Here is a 23264-nt window from a genome sequence, read left to right on the forward strand (position 1 = left end):
GCGACCAGCAAATGGGGGGCACATGGCCAAGCCGACCGTCACACCGATGATGGAACAGTATCTGGGGATCAAGGAGGCCAATCCGGGCGCGCTCCTGTTCTATCGGATGGGTGATTTCTACGAGATGTTCTTTCAGGACGCGGTCGATGCCGCATCCGCGCTCGACATCGCGCTGACCAAGCGCGGGCAGCACATGGGCGAGGACATCGCGATGTGCGGCGTTCCCGTGCACGCGGCCGAGGGCTATTTGCTCACGCTGATCCGAAAAGGCTTCCGCGTGGCGATTGCCGAGCAGATGGAGGATCCGGCCGAGGCGAAGAAGCGCGGCTCGAAATCCGTCGTGAAACGCGATGTGGTGCGGCTGGTCACGCCCGGCACGCTGACCGAGGAAAGCCTGCTGGAGGCGCGCCGTCACAATTTCCTCGCAGCCTGGGCGGAAGTGCGTGACGAGGCCGCGATCGCCTGGGTCGATATCTCCACCGGCGAGTTCCGCGTGACGCCCTGCCCGCTCTCGCGGCTGGGCCCCGAGCTTGCCCGACTTGCGCCGCGTGAAGTGCTGGTCAGCGAGGCGAAAGAGGCCGATTGCGCTGAAATAGTCTCTGATATGCGGGCCGCGATGACGCCCTTGTCCCGCGCGAGCTTCGACAGTCAGGCCGCCGAGACGCGGCTTCTGTCGCTCTATTCGATCGGATCGCTGGATGCGTTCGGCAGCTTCACCCGCGCCGAAATGGCCGCGATGGGCGCCATCGTCGATTACCTCGAGATCACGCAGAAAGGCAAACTGCCGCTGCTGCGCCGCCCCGTGCATGAAGACAGCGGCGCAGCGATGCAGATCGACGCCGCTACGCGCCGCAATCTGGAGCTGACGCAAGCTCTGTCGGGCGGACGCGAGGGCTCGCTCCTCAACGCGATCGACCGCACCATGACGGCTGGCGGGGCACGGCTTCTCGAACGCCGGATTTCCGCCCCGTCCCGGAACCTGACCGAGATCCACGCACGGCACGATTCCGTGCGTTTTCTGCTGGAACAGGGTCGATTTGCCGAAGATATCCGCGCCGATCTGAAGCGTTGCCCCGATATGGATCGCGCACTGTCACGTCTCGCCCTCGACCGCGGCGGCCCGCGCGACATGGCCGCGATCCGCAACGGGTTGGAGCAGGCCGAGCGGATTGCCGAAGCCGTGGCCGCCGTCGAGGCCCCGCCGCTTCTCGCCGAGGCTGCGAAAGCCCTCACGGGCCATGACGACCTCACCGCCCTTCTGGATGCGGCACTCATCGCGGAACCGCCGCTTCTCGCGCGCGATGGCGGCTTCATCGCGGCAGGCTATGACGAAGATCTCGACCAGACGCGCCAGCTTCGCGACGAAGGCCGCGGCGTGATCGCCAAGATGCAGGCGGAGTATATCGAGGCCACCGGGATCAATTCGCTGAAGATCAAGCACAACAACGTGCTGGGTTATTTCATCGAAACCACGACCACCCATGCCGAGAAGATGCTCGCCCCGCCGCTGTCGGAACGCTTTATTCACCGTCAGACCACCGCGAACCAGGTGCGTTTCACGACCGTCGAACTGAGCGAGATCGAAACTCGGATTCTGAACGCCGGAAACCATGCGCTTGAGATCGAAAAAAGGCTCTATTCCAGCCTAAGACAGGGAATTCTCGACCGCGCGGGCCCGATCAACGAGGCCTCGCGCGCACTTGCCGAAATCGACCTCGCCAGCGCTTTCGCGACGCTTGCGCGCAACGAAGACTGGGCGGAGCCCACCGTCGACGACAGCCACGCCTTCGAGATCGAGGGCGGTCGACATCCGGTCGTCGAAGCCTCTCTCAAGAAATCCGGCGAGCCTTTCATCGCGAATGACTGCGAACTGACCGAGGGCGCGACTCCCGCGATCTGGCTGCTCACCGGTCCGAACATGGCCGGTAAATCGACCTTCCTGCGGCAGAACGCGCTGATCGCGCTTCTCGCTCAGGCGGGCAGCTTTGTTCCAGCGAAATCCGCCCATATCGGCCTCGTGTCACAACTCTTCAGCCGTGTCGGTGCGGCGGACGATCTGGCACGGGGCCGGTCGACCTTCATGGTCGAGATGGTCGAAACTGCCGCGATCCTCAATCAGGCCGATGACCGCGCTCTGGTCATCCTCGACGAGATCGGCCGCGGCACCGCGACCTATGACGGGCTCTCGATCGCTTGGGCAGTCATGGAGCACCTGCACGCGTCCAACCGCTGCCGCGCGCTCTTCGCGACCCACTACCACGAGATGACCGCGCTGTCGGCCAAGCTGGACGGCGTCGAGAATGCGACCGTCGCGGTGAAGGAGTGGGAAGGCGAAGTGATCTTCCTGCACGAGGTTCGCAAAGGCGCCGCCGACCGCTCCTACGGCGTTCAAGTCGCGCGCCTCGCCGGGCTTCCGCATTCCGTCGTGGAACGCGCCCGGATCGTGCTCGATGCGCTGGAGAAGGGCGAACGCGAAGGTGGCGGCAAGAAACAGGCGGTGATCGACGATCTACCGCTGTTTTCAGTGTCTAACACACCGCAACCCGCCGCCGCGCCCGCCGGTCCGTCAGAATTGGAAGAGCGGCTGAAAGCCCTCATTCCAGACGACATGACGCCGAAAGATGCGCTCGACGCCCTTTACGAGCTTCGCGCGCTTCTCACGGAGTGATCTTCGTTTTGGAAGAAATATCCCGGGGGTCTGGGGGCAGCGCCCCCAGCCTTGCCGATCAGGATTTCGGAGTGGAGCTGACGCCCACTTTCGCCGGCCGCAGAAGCCGGTCGTGGATCATGAAGCCGTTCTCCATGACCTGAATGATGTCGCCGGCCTTGGTGCCGGGCGCGGGCGCTTCGAACATCGCCTCATGCATCTGCGGGTCGAATTTCTCACCGACCTCGGGCGCCACCGTGGTGATGCCGTGACGGGCGAACACGTTCAGCAATTCGCGCTGGGTCAGCTCGACGCCTTCAAGGAACGGCCCGGCCTGCGAACGAACATCCTCATTCGCGGCTTCGAGCGCACGCGAGAGCGCGTCGAACACGGGCAGCATGTCGCGCGCCAGACGCGTCCCACCGTAATTCGAGGCTTCCTGACGCTCTTTGTCGGCACGTTTGCGCGCATTCTCGGCATCTGCCAGCGCGCGCATGAATCGGTCGCGATAATCGTCGCGCTCGGCACGCAATGCCTCGAGCTCGTCTTCCTCATGGGACAGCACATCCTCGAAGCTCTCGTCGATATGCGCCTGATCCTCGGCAATCTCGTCTTTTTTCTCGCTCATGCCATTCATCCTTTGCCCTGGCCGGAGATCATCCGCCCGACCAGTTGCGCTGTGTAGTCCACGATCGGCACGATGCGCCCGTAGTTGAGCCGGGTCGGCCCAATCACGCCCACCGCACCAATGATCTTTCGGTCAGCGTTCATATATGGAGAGACAACCAAAGAGGAACCCGAAAGAGAGAAAAGTTTGTTCTCAGAGCCAATAAAAATACGCACGCCCTCGCCATCCTCGGCCAGATCGAGGAATTCGGCGATGTCACGTTTCCGTTCGAGATCGTCGAACAGCGAGCGGATGCGGTCGAGATCATCTTCGGAGCCCAAAAGATTGGCACGACCACGCACGATCAGCCGCTCGTAGCGCTCGCCCTTGTTCTCCCAAGCGGCCAACCCGCTATCGATCAGCTCAGTCGCGAGCGAATCGATTTCGGTGCGATGGTTCGCGATCTGGCGTGCAATGTGACCGCGCAGTTCCGACAGCGTTTTCCCCTCCGCCATCGCGTTGAGGAAATTCGCGGCCTCCCGCATCGAGGACGGCGTCTGACCCAGCGGTGGCGTGAAGACGCGGTTCTCCACCTGACCGTCAGCGAAAACGAGCACCACCAGCGCCCGGTCGGGCGAGAGCGAGACGAATTCGATATGCCGGATCGGGGCTTCGTGTTTCGGCGTCAGCACGAGGCTCGCGCCCTGCGTCATCCCCGAAAGCGCGCTCGAAACCCGGTCCAACAAAGACCCTACATCGCCTGAATTCGCGCCCATCGTGGCATCGAGCGCCGCACGGTCCTCGTCGCCGAGATGGTTCACCTCCATCACCCCATCGACGAACAGCCGCAGACCCGTCTGGGTCGGAACACGTCCGGCGGAGACATGGGGGCTGTCCAGAAGCCCGAGATATTCGAGATCCTGCATCACGTTGCGGATCGTCGCCGCGGACAGCTTCTCGTTCATCTCTCGGGTCAGGCTCCGCGAGCCCACGGGACCGCCAGTCGTGAGATAGCCTTCGACCACCCGGCGAAACACTTCGCGGGAGCGGTCGTTCAGTTCGGAAAGAATATCGTTCTGGTCACTCATCGCGCTTCATCCCTGCTGACTTAAAGCCGCGCGAAGCCGAAGGTCAATCACGGCACGGGGGTTGCATCGCTGCGCATGGGCGATCAAATGGGGTGAATTCATTAGAAAGGTCCCCACGATGCGCCCATCCGGCAGAGAGTTAAGTGAACTTCGCCCGATTTCAATCGAGACCGGGGTTACGAAACACGCAGAAGGGTCTTGCCTGATCAAAATGGGCGACACCCATGTGCTGTGCACCGCCACGATCGAAGACCGCGCGCCGTCTTTCCTGAAAGGTTCCGGCCTTGGCTGGGTGACGGCAGAATACGGCATGCTGCCGCGCGCGACCAACACGCGCAACCGTCGCGAGGCCGCGGCGGGTAAGCAAGGCGGAAGAACCGTTGAAATTCAACGGCTTATCGGTCGCGCCCTGCGCGCTGGCGTTGATCGTTCGGCGCTTGGCGAACGTCAGATCGTCGTCGATTGCGATGTGATCCAAGCCGATGGCGGCACGCGCTGCGCCTCGATCACCGGCGGTTGGGTCGCGCTGCGTCTCGCCACGAACAAGCTGCTGAAATCGGGCGCCTGCACTTCCGATCCGCTGCTCGATCATGTCGCGGCCCTGTCCTGCGGCATTTATGCGGGCCAGCCGGTCGCCGACCTCGACTATGCCGAAGATAGCGAAGCGGGCACTGACGGGAATTTCATTATGACTGGCGCTGGTAAGCTGATCGAAGTGCAGATGTCGGCAGAAGGCGCGACCTTCTCGCGCGAACAGATGGATCGGCTTCTCGATCTGGCCGAGGAAGGCGCGGCGAAGCTTGTCGAAATGCAGAAAGCCGCAGTCGAATGAGAAGCTTCACCGAAAAGAAGCTGCTGGTTGCGACCCATAACGCCGGAAAGCTCGAGGAGATCAAAGCGATCCTCGCGCCTTTCGGCGTCGAGGTCGTCGGCGCGAAGGAGATGAACCTCCCCGAGCCGGAAGAAACCGAGAGCACTTTCGTCGGCAATGCGCGGATCAAGGCCCATGCCGCGGCGAAAGCGACCGGCCTGCCCGCCTTGGCGGACGATTCCGGCATCGAAGTCGACTGTCTCGACGGTGCGCCGGGCGTTTACACGGCCGATTGGGCGACCACGCCGAACGGGCGCGACTTCACCATGGCGATGGAAAAGACCTGGAAGGCCTGCGACGAGATCGAAGCGGAGTTGCCGCGGACCGCGCGCTTCCGCTCGACCCTAGTTCTGGCCTGGCCCGACGGGCATGACGAGGTGTTCGACGGCCGTGTCGAAGGCCAGCTGGTTTGGCCGATGCGCGGCGCTTTGGGGCATGGCTATGACCCGATGTTCCAGCCCGATGGCTTTGAGCTGACCTTCGCGGAGATGGATCCCGCGCAAAAGAACGAGATTTCGCACCGTGCGGATGCTTTCCGCAAGTTCGTGACGATTTTCGACGCACAATGACCGAGGATTGGCGGCACGGAGGGTTCGGCCTCTACCTTCACTGGCCGTTCTGTGCCGCCAAATGCCCCTATTGCGACTTCAATTCCCATGTCGCGACCGCCATCGACCAGAAACGATGGCTCTCTGCCTATCTCAGCGAACTCGACCGTTATGCGGCGCAGACGGAAGGCCGGATTTTGAACACGGTTTTCTTCGGCGGCGGCACACCCTCGCTGATGGATCCCGAGATCGTCGCCGCGATCATCGAACGCATCCGCAGAAACTGGCAAACTAGCAACGATTTCGAGATCACCCTCGAAGCGAACCCCACAAGTGTCGAATCCGGGCGGTTTAGAGCCTTTTCCGAGGCAGGCGTGAACCGCGTCTCGATGGGAATGCAGGCCCTGAACGACGAAGATCTCCGTCGTTTGGGCCGGATGCACTCGGTCGCAGAAGGCCAAAAAGCTTTCGACATCGCGCGCCAACAATTCGATCGCGTGAGCTTCGATCTGATCTACGCGCGCCAGCACCAGACGATCGAAGACTGGAAAGCAGAGCTGGACGAGGCGCTGGAAATGGCGGTCGATCACCTCTCGCTCTATCAGCTGACCATCGAACCGGGCACGGTTTTCGGCGCGCGGCACGATGCGGGCAAGCTACGCGGTATTCCTGAGGACGATATCTCCGCCGAGATGTATTTCGCGACGCAGGAAATCTGCGAGAAGCACGGCCTGCCCGCCTATGAGATCTCGAACCACGCGCGCCCGGGCGCCGAGAGCCGCCATAACCTGATTTATTGGCGGTATGGCGACTACATCGGCATCGGTCCTGGCGCACATGGACGCCTGACCGAAAATGTTGTCCGCCACGCCACCGATACGCTCAAACAGCCCGGCGCCTGGCTCGCGCAGGTGGAAAAAACCGGTGCCGGAGAGAACGAACGCGCCGCCCTGCCCCGCGAAGAGCAGGCAATCGAATATCTTTTGTTCGCGCTGCGCCTGTCCGAAGGTCTCGAGATGGAACGGTTCAACAAGATCTCGCGTTCTCCGCTCGATGAGGCGACAATGCGCCATCTTGAGGATATCGGCATGGTTGAGAGAGAGAAGGGGTTTCTGCGCGCGACGGATCAAGGCCGCCCGGTCTTGAACGCCATTATTCGCGATCTCATCCCCTGATGCGCATCCTCTGGCTCACGCTTGGCATCATCTCGGCCGGGATCGGGATCATCGGGCTGTTTCTGCCGCTTGTCCCGACCGTTCCATTGATGCTTCTGGCGACGTTTTGCTTCGCGCGGTCCTCTGATCGCCTCCACAACTGGATCATCACCCATCCGCGCTTCGGACCCCAGATCATCGACTGGCAGGAACGGCGTGCCATCGCGAAACGCGCGAAAATCGCGGCAACAGTGTCTGTTTTCGCGGCTTTCGGCCTATCTTTGGTCTTCCGGTTACCGGTCGAAATCCTGGCAATTCAGGGGATCACCCTGCTCGGCGTCCTGATTTTCATCTGGACGCGCCCGAATAGCTGATCAGCCGTTGCTGAGCATCTGGCAAAGCTTGTCGAGCTCCTCCAGATCGTCGTAAGCAATCGTAATCTTGCCGCTGCCGCTGCTGGTATGATCGATCGCAACCTTCATCCCGATCGTCGCGGACAAATCGCCCTCGAGCGCCCGCGTGTCAGCGTCTTTCTGCGGTTTCGGGCGCGCTTTGCGCTCGTCCCCGCCCTGCTGCTTCTTGGCCAACTTCTCGACGTCGCGAACCGAAAGCGTCTTCGCAACCGCCTGTTTCGCCAGGCTGACCGGATCTTCGGCGGTGATCATCGCCCGCGCATGACCGGCAGACAGCTTCCCCTCGCGCAGATAAACCTGAACTTCTTCGGGCAGCTGAAGCAGACGCATCAGATTCGCGATGTGGCTACGGCTTTTCGACAGCGCCTCGGCCAACTTTTCCTGCGTATGCCCGAAGCGGCTCATCAACTGCTTATAGGCAAGCGCCTCTTCGAGCGCGTTGAGATCGGCGCGCTGAATATTCTCGATGATCGCGACTTCCAGCACTTCCGTGTCATTGAATTCGCGAATGATGACCGGAAGCTGGTGCAGCTTGGCCATCTGCGACGCGCGCCACCGGCGTTCACCGGCCACGATCTCGTAATGATCGGGCTTCGTCGGGTGTTTGCGCACGATAAGCGGCTGAATCACACCCTTCTCGCGGATCGATGACGCCAGTTCTTCCAAAGCTGCCGGCTCGAAATCGCGACGCGGCTGATCGGGGTTCGGCTCGATCTTCTCGACCGGCACATATTGCTCCGGGCGACGCGGAGACGTCGTCGTCTCGGCCGGATTCAAATCAACATCCGCCATCAAAGCCGACAAACCACGCCCCAATCCACGCTTTTCGCGTTCCTTAGCCATTCTCACACCGCCTTTGCCAGTTCATGCCGCGACATCAATTCGCGGGCGAGATTCCGATAGGCCAACGCCCCGCGCGAGCTGCTGTCGTAGCTGAGCACCGGCATCGCGTAAGATGGCGCCTCGGACACCCGCACGTTCCGGGGGATCATCGTCCGGAACACCAGCTCGCCCAAAGTTGCGCGCGCATCCGCCTCCACCTGCTGCGAGAGATTGTTCCGCACGTCATACATCGTGAGAACGACGCCCTCGATTCGCAGGTTACGATTCGCGCTCAGTCGGATCTCCCGGATCGTCAGCATCAGCTGAGAAAGCCCTTCGAGCGCGAAGAATTCCGCCTGCAGCGGCACCAGAACCGAATGCGACGCAACCATGGCGTTGATTGTCAGCAAACTCAGCGAAGGCGGGCAATCGATCAAGATATAGTCGAAGCCATAGCTATCAACATCTGGATGTCGTAGTGCGTCATGCAGAAGGAAGCTGCGCTTTTCGGTCGAGACAAGCTCCATATCTGCCGAAGACAGGTCCGTCGTCGCCGGGCAGAGGTACAGACCGTCGATTTCGGTCTTGTGCAAAACCGAGGAAACCGGCGCGTCTTCGATCAACAGGTCGTAGGTCGTTAGCTCGCGATCATCGGGCTCAATTCCTAGGCCCGTCGACGCATTCCCCTGCGGATCGAGATCGATCAAAAGAACCTTACGCCCGGCCTCCACCAGCCCTGCAGCAAGGTTGATCGCCGTCGTCGTCTTCCCCACGCCGCCTTTCTGGTTCGCAATCGCAATGATTTTCGGTTCATTTGCGCGAATTGGATCAGACACGCTCGGCTCCGTGGATTTTCAGGACAACACTGTTTGGATCGCTGAGACTTTCGATCGCCTCGTAGTCAAAGGACCAGCTTTCCTTCGCCTGCGCAAGTTCTTCCTGCCAGCGCGCACCCTTCGGGAAGATTGCGATGCCGGAGGGTTTCAGGTGCCGGGCGGTGAATTCCAGTAGTTTCGGCAGATTCGCGAGGGCTCGGGCCGAGACGACATCGGCTTTCAGCGGGGCGATCTCTTCGATTCGTTGAGCAAGAACGCGGATATTGAGCGACAGCTCCCGTGTGACCGTCGAGAGAAAGGCCGATTTTCGCAGATCCGATTCGACGAGAATGACTTGGCGTTCTGGCGCCTTTTCCGCCGACAGAATCGCAATCACCAAACCCGGAAAGCCGCCCCCTGCCCCGAAATCTGCCCAAATCCGCGCGTTTTCTGGCGCCATTGCGAATATCTGGGCCGAATCGAGGAAGTGGCGCGACCACATATCCTCCAAGGTCGACTTCGCGACCAGGTTAATCGCTGGATTCCACTTCTTGAGCAGCGCCTCATAGGCAAACAGCTTATCCAATGTTTCACGTGAAACATCGACTCGTTCAGCGAACTCTTCAGCTTCAGGCGTCGTCATGCAGAGCGTGCCCGCTTTGTTTGCCGCAGACGCGCCAAGATCAACGTAAGTGCCGCGGGCGTGACGCCATCGACTCGTCCCGCCTGCCCCAAAGTTTTTGGCATCGCGCACTTAAGTTTACCCTTCAACTCGTTCGAGAGCCCCTGCAGCGAATCGAAATCGAAATCTTCGGGAATTTCCCACCCCTCATCGCGCTTAAGGGAAGCCGCGTCGACCTCCTGACGCGCAACGTAATTCGCATAGAGCGCATCGATCGACAGCTGCCGCGCGGTCTCATCGGAGAGATCCTGCAATTCCGGCAGCGCTTCTTGCAGCGCGGGCATCGTGATATCGGGGAAAGACAGCAAATCGAAAGCGGTCCGCCGCGTCCCGTCCTCGTTCACCTTAAAGCCCTTCGCCTTGGCTTCCTTTGGTGTCAGCGAGATCGACTGCAGCAACGCCCGCCCTGCGGTCAGATCTGCGGATTTCTCTTCGAACAGAACGCGGCGCGCCTCGCCGACGCAGCCGATCTCGATCCCCATGCCCGTCAGGCGCTGGTCGGCATTATCGGCCCGCAGCGACAGACGGAACTCGGCCCGCGAGGTAAACATGCGGTAAGGTTCGGTTACCCCGCGCGAGGTCAGATCGTCGATCATCACGCCGATATAGCTCGACGTTCGGCTGAAATGCACCGGTGCGCCCGACTTCGCAGAGGATGCTGCATTCAAGCCAGCGACGAGACCCTGAGCTGCGGCCTCCTCATATCCTGTGGTTCCGTTGATCTGACCCGCAAGATATAGGCCGGGCACAGCACGTAACTGCAGCGTCGCGTCCAGCGCGCGCGGATCGACATAGTCATATTCGATCGCGTAACCGGGCTGCAGGATCTTCGCCTCTTCCAACCCGAAAATCGAATGGACGTAATCTTCCTGAACATCCACCGGCAGCGAGGTGGAAATCCCGTTGGGATAGACCGTGTCGTCATCCAGACCTTCCGGTTCGAGGAAAATCTGATGCGATTCCTTATCCGCGAAGCGCACGACCTTGTCTTCGATCGACGGGCAATAGCGGGGCCCAACCCCGGAAATATGCCCGCCATACATCGCGGAGCGGTCAAGGTTGCCCCGGATGATGTCATGCGTCCGCCCATTTGTATGGGTGATCCCGCAAGAAATCTGCCGGACCTCGGGACTCCGGTTCAGGAAGGAAAACATCACCGGGTCGTCATCGCCGGGCTGGCTCTCCAGCTTGTCCCAGGCAATCGTCTTCCCATCCAGCCGCGGCGGCGTGCCCGTTTTAAGGCGCCCCATCGGCAGATCCATCGCGTAAAGCCGCTCGGCCAATGCGCGCGAAGGCCGATCCCCGATGCGGCCGCCCGGACGCTGCTGGTCGCCGATATGGATCACGCCGTTAAGGAATGTCCCAGACGTCAGGATCGCTGACTGACAGCTCAGCGTCACACCGTCGGCCAGCACCACGCCGGTGACCCGGCCGCCTTCGACGCGAAGATCGGTCACCTCCCCCTCGACCACCTCGAGGTTGGGCTGCGCCGCGGTCATACGCTGGGCTGCCTCCCGGTAAAGTTTGCGATCCGCCTGAGCCCGCGGACCTTGCACCGCGGGGCCTTTACGTCGGTTAAGAAGGCGGAACTGGATACCGGCCGCGTCGGCAAGACGGCCCATCACACCGTCCAGCGCGTCGATCTCACGGACCAGATGGCCCTTACCAAGCCCGCCGATCGCCGGGTTGCACGACATCACCCCGATCGCATCGGCGCGAAGTGTCACCAAAGCCACCTGCGCACCCATCCGGGCCGCCGCGTGGGCTGCCTCGGTTCCGGCGTGCCCGCCTCCGATCACGATGACGTCGTAATGTTTCACGTGAAACACTCCTTACTTTCCGATGCAGAAGCTCGAGAAAATTTCGTCCAACAGGTTCTCGACATCCACCCGACCGAGCAACGCTTCGAGCGCCCAAGCCGCCTGGCGCAGTGATTCCGCTGCCAGCTCGCTTCGGTCGGACCCGCGCAATACCTCATCTCGCGCCGATTCCAAAGCCCCGAATGCGCGCTGCATCGCAACCCTGTGCCGTTCGCGCGTCATTACGCCGGCGCCTTCGCCAAGCCCGGACAGACGTTCTTCGATCGCAGCGAGCAATTCGCCAAGCCCTTCGCCCGTTTTCCCGGAGACGTTCAACCCATCATGCGCAGCGATATCGGCTTTGCCATGCACCACAAGATCGCCCGGCTCCGGTGCGATCAGCGGGACTTCCTCGCCGTCGAGCAGGAAAACACGCAGATCGGATTGTCGCGCGCGGTCGAGTGCCCGTTCCACCCCGATCGCTTCCACGACATCGTCGGTTTCGCGCAGCCCAGCGGTATCGAGCAAGGTCACCGCCTGCCCGCCAATCTCCATCCGCACCTCGATGACGTCGCGCGTCGTACCTGCGAATTCGGAGGTGATCGCCGCTTCGCGCCCTGCAAGTGCGTTAAGCAAGGTTGATTTCCCGGCATTCGGCCGCCCGACAATCGCGACCTCAAACCCTTCGCGAATACGCTCCGCAGCACCAAGACGACGTAATTCATCACGAATTCCGGAGCTGACCGCGTCGATCAGCTCCAGTACCTCGGGCGAAACATCTACCGGAACTTCCTCATCCGCAAAGTCGATCGTGGCTTCGATCAGCGCCCCTGCCCGGATCAGCTTTGCGCGCCAATCCTCGACCAGAGCCCCAACTGCGCCTGACAAAACCTTCAATGCCTGCTTACGCTGCGCCTCAGTTTCCGCCTCGATCAGATCGGAAAGCCCTTCGACCTGCGCCAGATCGAGCCGTTCGTTTTCCAACGCGCGCCGGGTGAATTCACCAGGTTCTGCAAGCCGCAACCCGTCGATCTGCCCTAGCGCGCGCAGCACGGCAGAAACCGTCGCGATCGCGCCATGGATATGCAGCTCCGCGACCTCTTCGCCGGTGAAGCTGGCGCCGCGCTCGAAACACAGCACCACCGCCTCGTCGAGTTCCTCACCCGCGAGCCGCAACCGCCGCAGGCCGGCGACGCGCGGCTCCGGCAGGGTCCCTGCCAAGTTCCGCGCCGCCTGCCACGCCAGCGGTCCTGAAATACGAATGACGGCCACGCCCGCTTTTCCGCGGGCCGTGGCCAGAGCATAGATCGTGTCCATAGCAATCCTCTTCCCAGCGGAAGATAGGACGGCCTCAGCCGTTCATCGAGTCGAAGAATTCCGAGTTCGTCTTGGTCTGCTTGAGCTTCGAAATCAGGAACTCGATCGCATCGGTCGTGCCCATCGGGTTCAGGATGCGGCGCAGAAGGTAGGTTTTCTGCAGATCCTTCTGATCGACGAGCAACTCTTCTTTCCGTGTACCGGATTTGAGGATGTCCATCGCCGGGAAGACGCGCTTGTCCGCGACCTTGCGGTCCAGCACGATTTCCGAGTTACCGGTGCCTTTGAATTCTTCGAAGATGACCTCGTCCATCCGCGAGCCGGTATCGATCAGCGCAGTCGCGATGATGGTCAGCGAGCCGCCCTCTTCGATGTTCCGTGCAGCCCCGAAGAAGCGCTTCGGACGCTGCAGCGCGTTCGCGTCGACACCACCAGTCAGCACCTTGCCCGAGCTCGGAACGACGGTGTTGAAGGCGCGGCCCAGACGGGTGATCGAGTCCAGCAAAATAACGACATCGCGCTTATGCTCGACCAGGCGCTTGGCCTTTTCGATAACCATATCGGAGACCGCGACGTGACGCGTTGCCGGTTCGTCGAAAGTCGAGGACACGACCTCCCCCTTCACCGAGCGCTGCATGTCGGTCACTTCTTCCGGGCGTTCGTCGATCAGCAGTACGATCAGGTAACATTCCGGATGGTTCTGCTCGATCGAGGTCGCGATGTTCTGCAGCAGCACCGTCTTACCGGTCCGCGGCGGCGCCACGATCAGCGAACGCTGACCCTTACCGATCGGCGCGACGAGGTCGATGATCCGGGCCGAGCGATCCTTGATCGTCGGATCCTCGATTTCCATCTTCAGACGCTCGTCAGGATAGAGCGGCGTGAGGTTATCGAAAGCGACCTTGTGGCGCGCTTTCTCCGGCTCCTCGAAGTTGATCCGCTCAACCTTCGTTAACGCGAAATACCGCTCGTTCTCGCCGGGGGCGCGGATCACGCCTTCGACGGTGTCGCCGGTGCGCAGGCTGTGCTGGCGGATCATGTCGGGCGAGACGTAGATATCGTCGGGACCCGGCAGATAGTTCGCTTCGGTCGAGCGCAGGAAGCCGAAGCCGTCCTGCAGCACTTCCAGCACGCCATCGCCGCCGATGACCCAGTCATCCTCGGCATGCTCCTTCAGGATCGAGAACATCATCTCGCCCTTGCGCATGGTCGAGGCGTTTTCGATCTCCCATTCTTCGGCCAGCGCCAGAAGTTCCTTCGGGCTCTTAGCTTTCAAATCGGAGAGATTGAGGCGTTCATCGCTCATCGGATTACCTGCAGCTGGCGCCTCATCTCAACGATGGACGCATAAATTCGTCATGTAACAGAAAAACCGGTCGACCAGGACGGCCGTGGCTTGATCCCGCAGATAAGCGCAAATCGTCACTGAGTCAACGAAAGTCAGAATTTCACGATCACCGAGGCGACGATAACGATCATGAAGATCGTCGGGATCTCGTTCATCATCCGGTAGTAACGCCCGCTGCGGTTCGCCCTGCCCTCTGCGAGCGCCTTGCGTTCCTTCGCGCACCACATGTGGAACCAGGTCATGCCGAGAACGGCGGCAGCCTTCGTCCACGGCCAGATGCTCGACCAATCGACGATCCCCGGCGTGAAGACCAGCATCAGTCCAAAGAGCCAGCTCGCGATCATCCCCGGGTTCATGATGGCCTTGAGAAGAAGCCGTTCCTGATGCCGGAACAGAAGCTCCTGATCGCTATCGCGCTCCATGCCCGCCTTGTTCAGCCCCTCGACGTGGTAAACGTAAAGTCGCGGCAAATAGAACAGGGCCGCCATCCAGGTGATGATCGCCATCACATGCAGTGCTTTAATCCACAAATACCAAGTGCTCAGGAAATCGGTCATCTCGCCTCCGGCTGACAGCTGCCATCATCTTCAAAAAAGATTCTTTAAAGAAAAAGATGATGATGATGTAGGGCCTGTTGATGATGTGGATTAACACTTTATCAAGACTTTCTCCACAGGCGGAAAACATCAGGCGCGCACTAATCTTTTTCCCGAAGCATGTTTCGTAAAATATTGATATCGCGTGATTCTTTTTCAGAGAGTCACAACGTCAACCTGTGGATAACTCTTGGGAGAAAATTGTGAAATCCCCGGCATGTCCCCAATGGCTCGAATCCGAATTCCACAGGTGGACAAGTTTCGGAAATCTGCCATGAAACGTGCCGATCCGGTGGAGTAATCTGCCGATCCGCGTTATGCCCAATTCGACCCCGAGACTTCTGCGCCCGCTTATCCACAAGTTCATGAACATCCTCCTCGCCTCCGCCTCAGAAATCCGCGCGCAGCTGCTGCGCAACACCGGCCTGTCCGTGACCGTGCAGCCCGCGCGCATCGATGAAGACATGATCCGCCGGAGTTTGGAGGCCGAAGAGGCGAAGCCGCGCGATGTGGCGGACCTGCTTGCCGAGATGAAGGCCGCGAAGCTCTCGGCGCGCCACCCCGGGGAGTTGGTGATCGGCGCGGATCAGGTTCTCGAGCTCAAAGGCGCGGTTTTGTCGAAACCGGAGACGCCGGAAGACGCGAAATCGCAGCTACGCGCCCTCTCCGGCCAGACCCACAAGCTTCTCTCCGCGATGGTCGCGATCCGGGATGGTGAGCCGCTTTGGCGGCATGTCGGCGAAGTGCGCCTCACGATGCACACGCTGTCGGAGCCGTTCATTAACGATTACGTCGCCCGCAACTGGGACAGCATCCGCTGGTCGGTCGGCAGCTACAAACTCGAGGAAGAAGGCGTGCGCCTTTTCTCCCGCGTCCAAGGCGACTATTTTGCCGTCCTGGGCCTTCCCCTGATCGAATTCCTGAACTGGCTGCACGCCCGAGGAGACTTCACGACATGACGGATCATCCGCGTATTCCCCTCGCTGGCGTCATCGGATCGCCGGTCGCGCATTCGCGCTCGCCGCTCCTGTTTCGGACCTGGCTTGCCGAATACGGGATCGACGGGTTCTACATTCCGATGGATGTGGCGAGAGACGATCTGGAAACCGTGCTGCGGAGCCTGCCCAAAGCGGGGTTTGTCGGCACCAATGTGACGATCCCACACAAGATTCGCGCGCTTGAGATTGCCGATGTCATTTCCGATCGCGCGGCACTGATCGGAGCCGCGAACACCTTGGTCTTCCGTCCAGACGGAAAGATTTACGCTGATAATACAGATGGTTACGGGTTCATCGCTAATCTGCGGCAAAATGCGCCGAGCTGGGATCCCAAGTCTGGCCCGGCCGCAGTTCTGGGCGCTGGCGGCGCTGCGCGCGCCATCGTCGCCTCGCTTCTTGAAAGTGGCGCGCCGGAAATTCGTATCTCGAATCGCACCCGCGCGCGCGCAGATGCGCTGCGGCAGGAATTCGGCGCGCGTCTCGTCGTTTACGATTGGGTGCAGGCGGGCAATATGCTCGAAGATGCCGCGACCGTCGTGAACACGACCTCGCTCGGCATGGTCGGCAAATCCGAATTCCGCGTTCCGCTCGATGCGTTGCGGCCAAGCGCGACCTGTTGCGATCTCGTCTACACACCTCTTAAGACGAAATTCCTCGCCGAGGCTGAAGATGTGGGATGCACCGTGGTCGACGGGCTCGGAATGCTTCTGCATCAAGCTGTTCCCGGGTTCGAGCGCTGGTTCGGCCAGCGCCCGGAAGTGACAGAAACTGTCCGCAACGCGGTGCTCGGGGCATGAGTAATCCTTTCCTGCTCGGGCTGACCGGCTCCATCGGGATGGGAAAATCCACGACGGCTGCGATGTTCGCCGAGGCGGGAATTCCCGTGTGGGATGCGGATCGGACGGTGCACGATCTCTACGCGAAGGGTGGTGCGGCCGTTGCGCCGATTGCCGCGGCCTTCCCGTCTGCGGTCAAGGATGGAGCGGTGGACCGGGCCGAGCTGAAAAAGCTGCTCGCCAGCGATAAAAAGGCTCTAACCCGCCTTGAATCGATCGTTCATCCGCTCACCACGGCGTGGCGAAGCGACTTCATCGCCGCGCATCCGGAGGCGGATCTGATCCTTCTCGATATCCCGCTTTTGTTTGAGACCGGGGCTGACGCTGCCTGCGATGCAACGCTCGTGGTCACCGCCCCGGCAGAGGTTCAGCGCGCGCGTGTTCTTGAACGGCCAGACATGACCGAGGCGCAGCTTGATTTCATTCTGTCGCGCCAGATGCCGGATGCGGAAAAACGACGTCGCGCTACCTTCGTGATCGAAACCCTCGATCTTGAGCAGACCCGCCAAGATGTGCGAAACCTGATTACGAAGATCAGGGGTGAGCAAGATGCGTGAAATCGTTCTCGATACCGAAACCACGGGTTTCGAGCCGGGAGAAGGCGACCGGATCGTCGAGATCGGTGCGGTTGAGCTCTTCAACCACATGCCGACTGGCAACACCTATCACCAGTACATTAACCCTGAGCGGTCGATGCCGCAGGAAGCCTTTCAGGTGCACGGGCTGGGCGACGAATTCCTGTCGGACAAACCCAAATTCGCCCAGATCGGCCTCGATTTTCTGAATTTTATCGGCACGGACTCGGTCCTCGTGATCCACAATGCCAAGTTCGACATGAAATTCCTGAATGCCGAGCTTGGATGGGCCGGGATGCCGCTGATCCCGGATGATCGCGCGCTCGATACGCTGGCAATGGCGCGGCGGAGATTTCCGGGCTCGCCCGCGACGCTCGATGCGCTGTGCCGCCGCTTCAGCATCGACAACTCATCGCGGACGCTGCATGGCGCGTTGCTCGATAGTGAAATTCTGGCCGAGGTTTATCTCGAGCTGATCGGTGGTCGGCAGCCGGGCTTCGGGCTGCAACCCGTTGAAACGGGACAGAAACGTCAGGCCGGAGCCAATCAAGACTGGCGTCCCAAGCCTCGCCCCGAGCCTCTGCCCCCGCGCTTGACTGCCGAGGAGGCCGAGGCGCATGCTGCCTTCGTAGCCCAGCTCGGCGAAGCCGCGATCTGGAACCGCTACGACTGAAAACGTCGGGTTTTCTGACATAATACGCAAGTTTTCCATTTAACCGAGCGTCAACCTCCCTTAAATCGGGGGCTTCTTAGGGAGAGAGCGGGAGGACCGTCCATGCTGGACCTGACCGAAATGCGCGCCACGCTGGCCGAGACTTATGATCTCGCGCCATCCATTGAGTTGGCAGAGGAAATGCGGGACATCCACGCAAAGATGGATCGCGTTATTCCCTTGCCAGATTTCGCGCGCTACGCGCCCTATATCCGCGCGATCAATCGTCTGAAAAAAGAGAAAAACGCGGTCATTCTCGCGCACAACTACATGACGCCGGAAATCTATCACGGCGTAGCAGATGTTGTTGGTGACAGTCTGCAGCTCGCCATCGAGGCCACGAAGGTTCAGGCCGGGACGATCGTCCAATGCGGCGTGCATTTCATGGCCGAGACGTCGAAGATCCTGAACCCCGCCAAGACTGTCCTGATCCCTGACATGAAAGCCGGTTGTTCTCTGGCGGAGTCGATCACCGCCGACGGTATCGCGGAGATGCGTGCCAAGTATCCCGGCGCGCCCGTGGTAAGCTACGTTAACACGACCGCCGAAGTGAAAGCCGCATCCGATATCTGCTGCACCTCGTCCAACGCTGCGCAAATCGTGCGCGCGATGGAGAGCGACGCGGTCATCATGACGCCGGACCAGTATCTGGCGCAAAACGTGGCGAACGAGGTTCCCGAGAAGAATGTCGTCTGGTGGGAGGGCTCGTGCATCGTCCACGAGCAGTATACTGCCAAGGATATCAATGACTTCCGCTCGATGCATCCCGACACGAGGATCATCGCGCACCCCGAATGCCCGCCCGATGTCGTCGCGGCGTCGGATTTCTCGGGCTCGACCTCGGGGATCATCAACTACGTCGAAACCAACAAGCCGAAAGAGGCGATGTTGGTCACCGAATGCTCGATGGCGTCCAACATCGCAGACGCGTTGCCGGAAGTAGATTTTGTGGGTCCGTGCAACATGTGCCCCTACATGAAGAAGATCACGCTCGAAAAAATCCTGTGGTCGCTGCATACCGGGACCGAGGAAGTGATCGTTGATCCGCAGGTCGCCGAAAAGGCGCGCGTCGCGGTTGAGCGGATGATCGAGCTGTCCCGGACCCTCGCGAAGTGATCGAAACGCGACGGATCATCATCGTCGGCGCAGGTCTGGGAGCGCTTTATGCGGCGCTCAGCCTCGCGCCCCGCCCCGTTCTCATCATCTCGCCGGAAACTCTGGGCGAAGGCGCGTCCTCGGCCTGGGCCCAGGGCGGCGTCGCGGCTGCGATGTCGGTTGGCGATACGCCTGCCTCCCATGCGCGCGACACGATGATCGCCGGAGCAGGCACTGTTTCACCACAAATCGCGCATTTGGTGACCGAAGAAGCGCGTCAGCACATCCTTGCATTGACCGAACTCGGCACGCCGTTCGATCGCGATCCGGAGGGCGATTACGTGATGTCGCGCGAGGCGGCGCATAGCCACGCGCGCGTCGTTCGGGTGAAGGGCGATCAGGCTGGGCGCGAGATCATGCAGACCCTCGTGGCTGCGGTCCGGCAAACGCCATCGGTTCAGGTTCTCGTGGGCGTTTTGGCGACGCATCTGGAGACGGAAGACGGACGCGTCACCGGCGTGTGGATCGAGCGCGCGTTCGAGCCCTCGGGGCCCGTGCTGATCAAAAGCCCGGCGATCCTGCTGGCGGGCGGCGGGTCGGGCGGGCTGTTTGCCGTCACGACGAACCCGCCGCGCATTCGTGGGCAGGTCATCGGGATGGCAGCACGCGCCGGGGCGCGGATCGCAGATCCGGAATTCGTGCAGTTCCATCCGACCGCGATCGCCAGTGGCGAAGACCCTGCCCCGCTTGCGACCGAAGCGCTGCGCGGTGAAGGCGCAACACTCGTTAACGCGGATGGCGAACGCTTCATGCTTTCGGTTCATCCCGATGCCGAGCTTGCGCCGCGCGACATCGTGGCGCGCGCCGTGTATCTGGAACGCAAAGCCGGGCGAGAGCCCGCTCTGGATACGCGCGCAGCCCTTGGGGCCGAGGTTCTGACGCGCTTCCCGGCTGTCGCCGAAGCTTGCGAAAGGGCTGGAATAGACCCTGTTTCTGGTGTGATCCCTGTCGCGCCCGCCGCGCATTACCACATGGGCGGGATCGATACGGATCTCGAAGGGCGCAGCTCGCTCGATCGGCTTTGGGTCTGTGGCGAGGCGTCGTCGACCGGTCTTCACGGGGCGAACCGTCTGGCTTCGAACGGATTGCTGGAAGCCTTGGTCTTCGCGCGAATTTGCGCTGTCGGGATCGCCGCGGAGCTTGGGGAGATCCCCGACGTCGAAACGGTTAACCCAGATTTCCCGCAAGGCGATGTCCCGGTGAATGAGCCAGCGGTTCAGGTGCTGCGAAAAGCCATGACCGACGGCGTCGGTGTCGTGCGCGATGCGGACGGTTTGAAAGCCGCGCTTCGGGTCATTTCGCAGATCGAAGCGGAGGCCCGCACGGAAACGATGCGGAACATGACCGCGACGGCCACGTTGATTGCTGCGGCGGCCCTTGCACGCGAGGAAAGCCGCGGGGGGCATTTCCGCTCGGATTTCCCGGAGATGAACCCGAAACTCGCGGAAAGAACGAAAATTACGCTGGAGGAGGCGCTGAGGATTCGCGCCGCTGCCTTGGAGGACTGACATGCTGCCCGATTTGCTGATCGAACCGATTGTCCGCGCCGCGCTGCTCGAAGACCTTTCGCCCATGGGCGACGCGACGACCAATGCGGTGATCCCGGTGGGCAAAACCTATTCCGCGCGGCTGAAAGCGCGGGAAGACGGCGTGGTTTCGGGGATGCAGGTCGCGGCGATGGCGTTTCGGCTGGTCGATCCCACGCTGCGCGTGTCGATCCTGGTCGCTGACGGCAAACCCTGCCAAGCGGGTGAGACTTTGCTGACGGTCGACGGATCGGCCGCCTCGATCCTGATGGCGGAGCGTGTAGCGCTGAATTTCGCGGGGCGCCTCAGCGGAATTGCCACGAAAACCGCAGGCTTTGTCGCGAAAACCGACGGCACGAAGGCGCGTATCACCTGCACGCGGAAAACGACGCCGGGTCTGCGTGTTCTGGAGAAGGCCGCAGTGACCCATGGTGGCGGTTTTAACCATCGTTACGGACTGTCGGACGCGATCCTGATCAAGGATAACCATATCGCGGCGGCTGGTGGCGTCCGTGCGGTGTTGGAGGCGGCGAAAGCGGCGCGCAGCCATATGATGCGGATCGAGCTGGAAGTCGACACGCTGCGCCAGATGGAAGAAGCGCTGAAGATCGGCGGGGCCGATGTCATCCTGCTCGACAATATGGACAGCGCGGAGCTACGCGCAGCCGTGGCGTTGAATGCGGGCCGCGTGGTTCTGGAAGCTTCGGGGAACATGACGCTCGAGCGGATCGCCGAAGTGGCGGCGACCGGTGTGGATTATATCTCCTCCGGTGCGCTCACCCATTCGGCCCGGACGCTCGATCTGGGCCTCGATTTCTGAGGTTTCAGCCGAGATAGTCTCTGAATTCGGCGCGCACGGCCTCATAGACCGAGCGTTTGAAGGGCACGATATTTTCGACCAGCTCGTCGAAGGGCATCCACTGCCAGACCGAAAATTCAGGATGGTCGGTCTCGATCTGCACCTGATCGTCGGAGCCGAGGAAGCGCATCAGGAACCATTTCTGCTCCTGCCCGCGCCAGCGCCCGTTCCAGATCTTCGGCACCAGATCGTGCGGCAGGTCGTAGCGCACCCAATCGGAGGTTTTCGCGACGATTTCGACGAGATCGGGGTTAACCCCGGTCTCTTCTTCCAGCTCGCGTAGGGCTGCTTCTTTCGGTTTCTCGCCCTTGTCGATCCCGCCTTGCGGCATCTGCCAGGCCGGGCCGGGATTGTCGATGCGCTGGCCCGCGAACACGAGGCCAGCGGGGTTCATCAGCACGACGCCGACATTACGGCGGTAAGGAAGCTTAACGATCTCTTCGGGGGTCATATGAAAAAGGGGCCCGAAGGCCCCTTCCCTCAATTCTGCTGCGTGTCGGATTTGCCATCGGCGCTCGGCGCTTCGGCCTTCTGCGTCGAGGCGGTGTCAGCCTGCGTCTCGGGGGCGATGGCCGAGAGGCCTTTGATCAGGTCGATCGCGTAGGACATCTGGAAATCTTCCATCCGGCGCTTCGCGGCCTCTTCGGCTTTCGCGCGCTCGTCCTCGGCTTGCTGCTTCTCGTCCTCGGTCATCGAGTCGTTGGTGATCGCACCCTTCAGATCGGCCTCGGAGGTCATCTTGCGGGCGTTGTCGCCTTCGGCAGCCGCTTTATCCTCGGATTTCGGCTGATCGGGCTGCGGCACGACCACGTCGGGGGCGATGCCCAGCGACTGGATCGAGCGACCCGACGGCGTGTAGTAGCGCGCGGTGGTCAGACGCATCGCGCCCTCGCCCTGGATCGGCATGACCGTCTGGACCGAGCCTTTACCGAAGCTCTTGGTGCCGACGACGATCGCGCGGTGATGATCCTGCAGCGCACCGGTCACGATTTCCGACGCCGAGGCCGAGCCACCGTTGATCAGCACGACGATCGGCTTCCCGTCGGCCATATCGCCTGCGGTCGCGTTGAAACGCTCGCTATCCTGCGGGTTCCGACCGCGGGTGGAGACGATCTCGCCCTTGTCGAGGAACGCATCCGCCGTCTTGATCGCCTGCGTCAGCAGACCGCCGGGGTTGTTGCGCAGATCGACGATGAAGCCATCGACCTTATCCATGCCGCCGACTTCCTTGACCTGCTCCTTGATCGAGGATTCGAGGTTCGGGAAGGTCTGATCGTTGAACGTGGTGATGCGCAGGATGACGGTATCGCCGTCATGGCGCCCCTTCACGGCGGTCAGCTTGATCGTGTCGCGGGTCAGCGTGACGTCGAACGGATCCTGCTCGCCTTCGCGGACAATGGTGACGGTGATGTCCGAGCCGACCGGCCCGCGCATCTTGTCCACCGCCTGATCGAGCGGGATCCCCATCAGGGATTCGCCATCGACCGCGGTGATGAAATCGCCGGACTTGATGCCAGCCTCGGCCGCAGGCGTGCCGTCCATCGGCGAAACCACCTTCACGAAGCCGTCTTCCTGCGTGACCTCGATGCCGAGACCGCCGAAGGAGCCGCGCGTCTGCACGCGCATGTCGCTGTAGTCGGAGGGCGGCAGGTAGCTGGAATGCGGATCGAGCGAGCTGAGCATGCCGTTGATTGCGGCTTCGATCAGCTTCTTGCTATCCACCGGCTCAACATAGTCCTGGCGAATTTTCTCGAAAATGTCGCCGAACAGGTCCAGCTGCTGGTAGACGGTCTCGTTGCGTTTCGTTTCTTCGGCCATCAGCGGCGCCGCGACTTGCGTGGACAAAAGCGCCCCCGCGAGCGTGCCGCCAACCGCTGCCATCATGAACTTTTTCAT

At 61.2% G+C, this 23264-nt stretch carries 23 protein-coding genes; 12 read left to right on the top strand and 11 right to left on the bottom strand.

Features of this window, described 5'->3' with window-relative positions; translation table 11 throughout:
- Nucleotides 1–22: 22 nt before the first annotated feature.
- Nucleotides 23–2668: a DNA mismatch repair protein MutS gene (mutS, locus tag F8R15_RS10585; protein WP_152844555.1), complete on the top strand. Its 2646-nt coding sequence runs from the start codon at nucleotides 23–25 to the stop codon at nucleotides 2666–2668.
- A 58-nt stretch (nucleotides 2669–2726) separates the two neighbouring features.
- On the opposite strand, the gene F8R15_RS10590 is transcribed toward mutS, so the two are convergent.
- Nucleotides 2727–3275 (bottom strand): nucleotide exchange factor GrpE, encoded by a 549-nt coding sequence (locus F8R15_RS10590; protein ID WP_078522675.1) that lies wholly within the window; start codon nucleotides 3273–3275, stop codon nucleotides 2727–2729.
- Nucleotides 3276–3280: 5 nt separating this feature from the next.
- Nucleotides 3281–4342: a heat-inducible transcriptional repressor HrcA gene (gene hrcA / locus F8R15_RS10595; RefSeq protein WP_078551030.1), complete on the bottom strand. Its 1062-nt coding sequence runs from the start codon at nucleotides 4340–4342 to the stop codon at nucleotides 3281–3283.
- A 118-nt stretch (nucleotides 4343–4460) separates the two neighbouring features.
- Here hrcA and rph point away from each other — a divergent pair, with 118 nt between their 5' ends.
- Genes rph through F8R15_RS10615 form a run of 4 tightly spaced genes read left to right on the top strand, consistent with a single transcriptional unit; the run spans nucleotide 4461 to nucleotide 7289 of the window.
- On the top strand, nucleotides 4461–5174 hold the full coding sequence (rph, locus tag F8R15_RS10600) for a ribonuclease PH (protein WP_152844556.1): 714 nt from the start codon (nucleotides 4461–4463) through the stop codon (nucleotides 5172–5174).
- Nucleotides 5171–5782 carry an RdgB/HAM1 family non-canonical purine NTP pyrophosphatase gene (gene rdgB / locus F8R15_RS10605; protein ID WP_078551028.1) on the top strand — a complete coding sequence of 204 codons (612 nt, stop codon included), beginning with the start codon at nucleotides 5171–5173 and terminating at the stop codon, nucleotides 5780–5782. The genes rph and rdgB overlap by 4 nt, the downstream gene beginning before the upstream one ends.
- Complete coding sequence (gene hemW, locus F8R15_RS10610) at nucleotides 5779–6936, top strand: radical SAM family heme chaperone HemW (protein WP_152844557.1); 1158 nt, start codon at nucleotides 5779–5781, stop codon at nucleotides 6934–6936. Before rdgB ends, hemW begins: the two co-directional genes overlap by 4 nt.
- The gene (locus F8R15_RS10615) at nucleotides 6936–7289 is read left to right on the top strand and encodes a YbaN family protein (RefSeq protein ID WP_078551026.1); all 354 of its coding nucleotides are present in this window, start codon (nucleotides 6936–6938) and stop codon (nucleotides 7287–7289) included. The genes hemW and F8R15_RS10615 overlap by 1 nt, the downstream gene beginning before the upstream one ends.
- Here F8R15_RS10615 and F8R15_RS10620 read toward each other — a convergent pair whose 3' ends face one another.
- From F8R15_RS10620 to F8R15_RS10650, 7 genes are all read right to left on the bottom strand, one after another.
- The gene (locus tag F8R15_RS10620; RefSeq protein ID WP_152844558.1) at nucleotides 7290–8171 is read right to left on the bottom strand and encodes a ParB/RepB/Spo0J family partition protein; all 882 of its coding nucleotides are present in this window, start codon (nucleotides 8169–8171) and stop codon (nucleotides 7290–7292) included.
- A 2-nt stretch (nucleotides 8172–8173) separates the two neighbouring features.
- Nucleotides 8174–8986: a ParA family protein gene (locus tag F8R15_RS10625; protein ID WP_368731034.1), complete on the bottom strand. Its 813-nt coding sequence runs from the start codon at nucleotides 8984–8986 to the stop codon at nucleotides 8174–8176.
- Nucleotides 8979–9608, bottom strand: a complete 630-nt coding sequence (gene rsmG / locus F8R15_RS10630; protein WP_152844559.1) for a 16S rRNA (guanine(527)-N(7))-methyltransferase RsmG — start codon at nucleotides 9606–9608, stop codon at nucleotides 8979–8981. The genes F8R15_RS10625 and rsmG overlap by 8 nt, the downstream gene beginning before the upstream one ends.
- Entirely contained in the window at nucleotides 9605–11467 is a 1863-nt protein-coding gene (gene mnmG / locus F8R15_RS10635) for a tRNA uridine-5-carboxymethylaminomethyl(34) synthesis enzyme MnmG (RefSeq protein ID WP_368731035.1), read from the bottom strand. The genes rsmG and mnmG overlap by 4 nt, the downstream gene beginning before the upstream one ends.
- A gap of 12 nt (nucleotides 11468–11479) precedes the next feature.
- On the bottom strand, nucleotides 11480–12763 hold the full coding sequence (gene mnmE / locus F8R15_RS10640) for a tRNA uridine-5-carboxymethylaminomethyl(34) synthesis GTPase MnmE (protein WP_152844560.1): 1284 nt from the start codon (nucleotides 12761–12763) through the stop codon (nucleotides 11480–11482).
- A gap of 34 nt (nucleotides 12764–12797) precedes the next feature.
- Complete coding sequence (gene rho / locus F8R15_RS10645) at nucleotides 12798–14069, bottom strand: transcription termination factor Rho (protein ID WP_078522665.1); 1272 nt, start codon at nucleotides 14067–14069, stop codon at nucleotides 12798–12800.
- Nucleotides 14070–14203: 134 nt separating this feature from the next.
- Nucleotides 14204–14668 carry a CopD family protein gene (locus F8R15_RS10650; protein WP_078541497.1) on the bottom strand — a complete coding sequence of 155 codons (465 nt, stop codon included), beginning with the start codon at nucleotides 14666–14668 and terminating at the stop codon, nucleotides 14204–14206.
- Between the two features lie 356 nt (nucleotides 14669–15024).
- Here F8R15_RS10650 and F8R15_RS10655 point away from each other — a divergent pair, with 356 nt between their 5' ends.
- The 7 genes from F8R15_RS10655 to nadC all read left to right on the top strand — a co-directional run bounded on the left by F8R15_RS10655 (nucleotide 15025) and on the right by nadC (nucleotide 21329).
- Entirely contained in the window at nucleotides 15025–15666 is a 642-nt protein-coding gene (locus F8R15_RS10655) for a nucleoside triphosphate pyrophosphatase (RefSeq protein WP_253732521.1), read from the top strand.
- Entirely contained in the window at nucleotides 15663–16502 is an 840-nt protein-coding gene (locus tag F8R15_RS10660; RefSeq protein ID WP_152844561.1) for a shikimate dehydrogenase, read from the top strand. The genes F8R15_RS10655 and F8R15_RS10660 overlap by 4 nt, the downstream gene beginning before the upstream one ends.
- Nucleotides 16499–17098 (top strand): dephospho-CoA kinase, encoded by a 600-nt coding sequence (gene coaE, locus F8R15_RS10665; RefSeq protein ID WP_152844562.1) that lies wholly within the window; start codon nucleotides 16499–16501, stop codon nucleotides 17096–17098. Before F8R15_RS10660 ends, coaE begins: the two co-directional genes overlap by 4 nt.
- Nucleotides 17091–17789, top strand: a complete 699-nt coding sequence (gene dnaQ, locus F8R15_RS10670; RefSeq protein ID WP_078541749.1) for a DNA polymerase III subunit epsilon — start codon at nucleotides 17091–17093, stop codon at nucleotides 17787–17789. The genes coaE and dnaQ overlap by 8 nt, the downstream gene beginning before the upstream one ends.
- A gap of 102 nt (nucleotides 17790–17891) precedes the next feature.
- Nucleotides 17892–18944, top strand: a complete 1053-nt coding sequence (gene nadA, locus F8R15_RS10675; protein ID WP_152844563.1) for a quinolinate synthase NadA — start codon at nucleotides 17892–17894, stop codon at nucleotides 18942–18944.
- The gene (locus F8R15_RS10680; RefSeq protein WP_368731036.1) at nucleotides 18941–20491 is read left to right on the top strand and encodes an L-aspartate oxidase; all 1551 of its coding nucleotides are present in this window, start codon (nucleotides 18941–18943) and stop codon (nucleotides 20489–20491) included. Before nadA ends, F8R15_RS10680 begins: the two co-directional genes overlap by 4 nt.
- A 1-nt stretch (nucleotide 20492) precedes the next feature.
- Complete coding sequence (gene nadC, locus F8R15_RS10685; RefSeq protein ID WP_152844564.1) at nucleotides 20493–21329, top strand: carboxylating nicotinate-nucleotide diphosphorylase; 837 nt, start codon at nucleotides 20493–20495, stop codon at nucleotides 21327–21329.
- Nucleotides 21330–21333: 4 nt separating this feature from the next.
- Here the strand turns inward: nadC and F8R15_RS10690 are convergent, their stop codons facing one another.
- Entirely contained in the window at nucleotides 21334–21819 is a 486-nt protein-coding gene (locus F8R15_RS10690; RefSeq protein WP_078605871.1) for an RNA pyrophosphohydrolase, read from the bottom strand.
- A 29-nt stretch (nucleotides 21820–21848) separates the two neighbouring features.
- Nucleotides 21849–23264: a S41 family peptidase gene (locus F8R15_RS10695; RefSeq protein WP_152844565.1), complete on the bottom strand. Its 1416-nt coding sequence runs from the start codon at nucleotides 23262–23264 to the stop codon at nucleotides 21849–21851.

The organism is Thioclava sp. JE_KL1, from assembly GCF_009296265.1.
Taxonomy (GTDB): domain Bacteria; phylum Pseudomonadota; class Alphaproteobacteria; order Rhodobacterales; family Rhodobacteraceae; genus Thioclava.

What these genes read in the sequence shown, in the direction of transcription:
- nadC (WP_152844564.1), top strand. Translation starts at nt 20,493, where the DNA reads ATGCTGCCCGATTTGCTGATCGAACCGATTGTCCGCGCCGCGCTGCTC.
- rho (WP_078522665.1), bottom strand. Translation starts at nt 14,069, where the DNA reads ATGAGCGATGAACGCCTCAATCTCTCCGATTTGAAAGCTAAGAGCCCG.
- F8R15_RS10650 (WP_078541497.1), bottom strand. Translation starts at nt 14,668, where the DNA reads ATGACCGATTTCCTGAGCACTTGGTATTTGTGGATTAAAGCACTGCAT.
- F8R15_RS10615 (WP_078551026.1), top strand. Translation starts at nt 6,936, where the DNA reads ATGCGCATCCTCTGGCTCACGCTTGGCATCATCTCGGCCGGGATCGGG.
- F8R15_RS10695 (WP_152844565.1), bottom strand. Translation starts at nt 23,264, where the DNA reads ATGAAAAAGTTCATGATGGCAGCGGTTGGCGGCACGCTCGCGGGGGCG.
- mutS (WP_152844555.1), top strand. Translation starts at nt 23, where the DNA reads ATGGCCAAGCCGACCGTCACACCGATGATGGAACAGTATCTGGGGATC.
- F8R15_RS10655 (WP_253732521.1), top strand. Translation starts at nt 15,025, where the DNA reads ATGCCCAATTCGACCCCGAGACTTCTGCGCCCGCTTATCCACAAGTTC.
- dnaQ (WP_078541749.1), top strand. Translation starts at nt 17,091, where the DNA reads ATGCGTGAAATCGTTCTCGATACCGAAACCACGGGTTTCGAGCCGGGA.
- hrcA (WP_078551030.1), bottom strand. Translation starts at nt 4,342, where the DNA reads ATGAGTGACCAGAACGATATTCTTTCCGAACTGAACGACCGCTCCCGC.
- mnmE (WP_152844560.1), bottom strand. Translation starts at nt 12,763, where the DNA reads ATGGACACGATCTATGCTCTGGCCACGGCCCGCGGAAAAGCGGGCGTG.
- rsmG (WP_152844559.1), bottom strand. Translation starts at nt 9,608, where the DNA reads ATGACGACGCCTGAAGCTGAAGAGTTCGCTGAACGAGTCGATGTTTCA.
- coaE (WP_152844562.1), top strand. Translation starts at nt 16,499, where the DNA reads ATGAGTAATCCTTTCCTGCTCGGGCTGACCGGCTCCATCGGGATGGGA.
- F8R15_RS10660 (WP_152844561.1), top strand. Translation starts at nt 15,663, where the DNA reads ATGACGGATCATCCGCGTATTCCCCTCGCTGGCGTCATCGGATCGCCG.
- F8R15_RS10690 (WP_078605871.1), bottom strand. Translation starts at nt 21,819, where the DNA reads ATGACCCCCGAAGAGATCGTTAAGCTTCCTTACCGCCGTAATGTCGGC.
- F8R15_RS10590 (WP_078522675.1), bottom strand. Translation starts at nt 3,275, where the DNA reads ATGAGCGAGAAAAAAGACGAGATTGCCGAGGATCAGGCGCATATCGAC.
- rph (WP_152844556.1), top strand. Translation starts at nt 4,461, where the DNA reads ATGCGCCCATCCGGCAGAGAGTTAAGTGAACTTCGCCCGATTTCAATC.
- hemW (WP_152844557.1), top strand. Translation starts at nt 5,779, where the DNA reads ATGACCGAGGATTGGCGGCACGGAGGGTTCGGCCTCTACCTTCACTGG.
- nadA (WP_152844563.1), top strand. Translation starts at nt 17,892, where the DNA reads ATGCTGGACCTGACCGAAATGCGCGCCACGCTGGCCGAGACTTATGAT.
- rdgB (WP_078551028.1), top strand. Translation starts at nt 5,171, where the DNA reads ATGAGAAGCTTCACCGAAAAGAAGCTGCTGGTTGCGACCCATAACGCC.
- F8R15_RS10620 (WP_152844558.1), bottom strand. Translation starts at nt 8,171, where the DNA reads ATGGCTAAGGAACGCGAAAAGCGTGGATTGGGGCGTGGTTTGTCGGCT.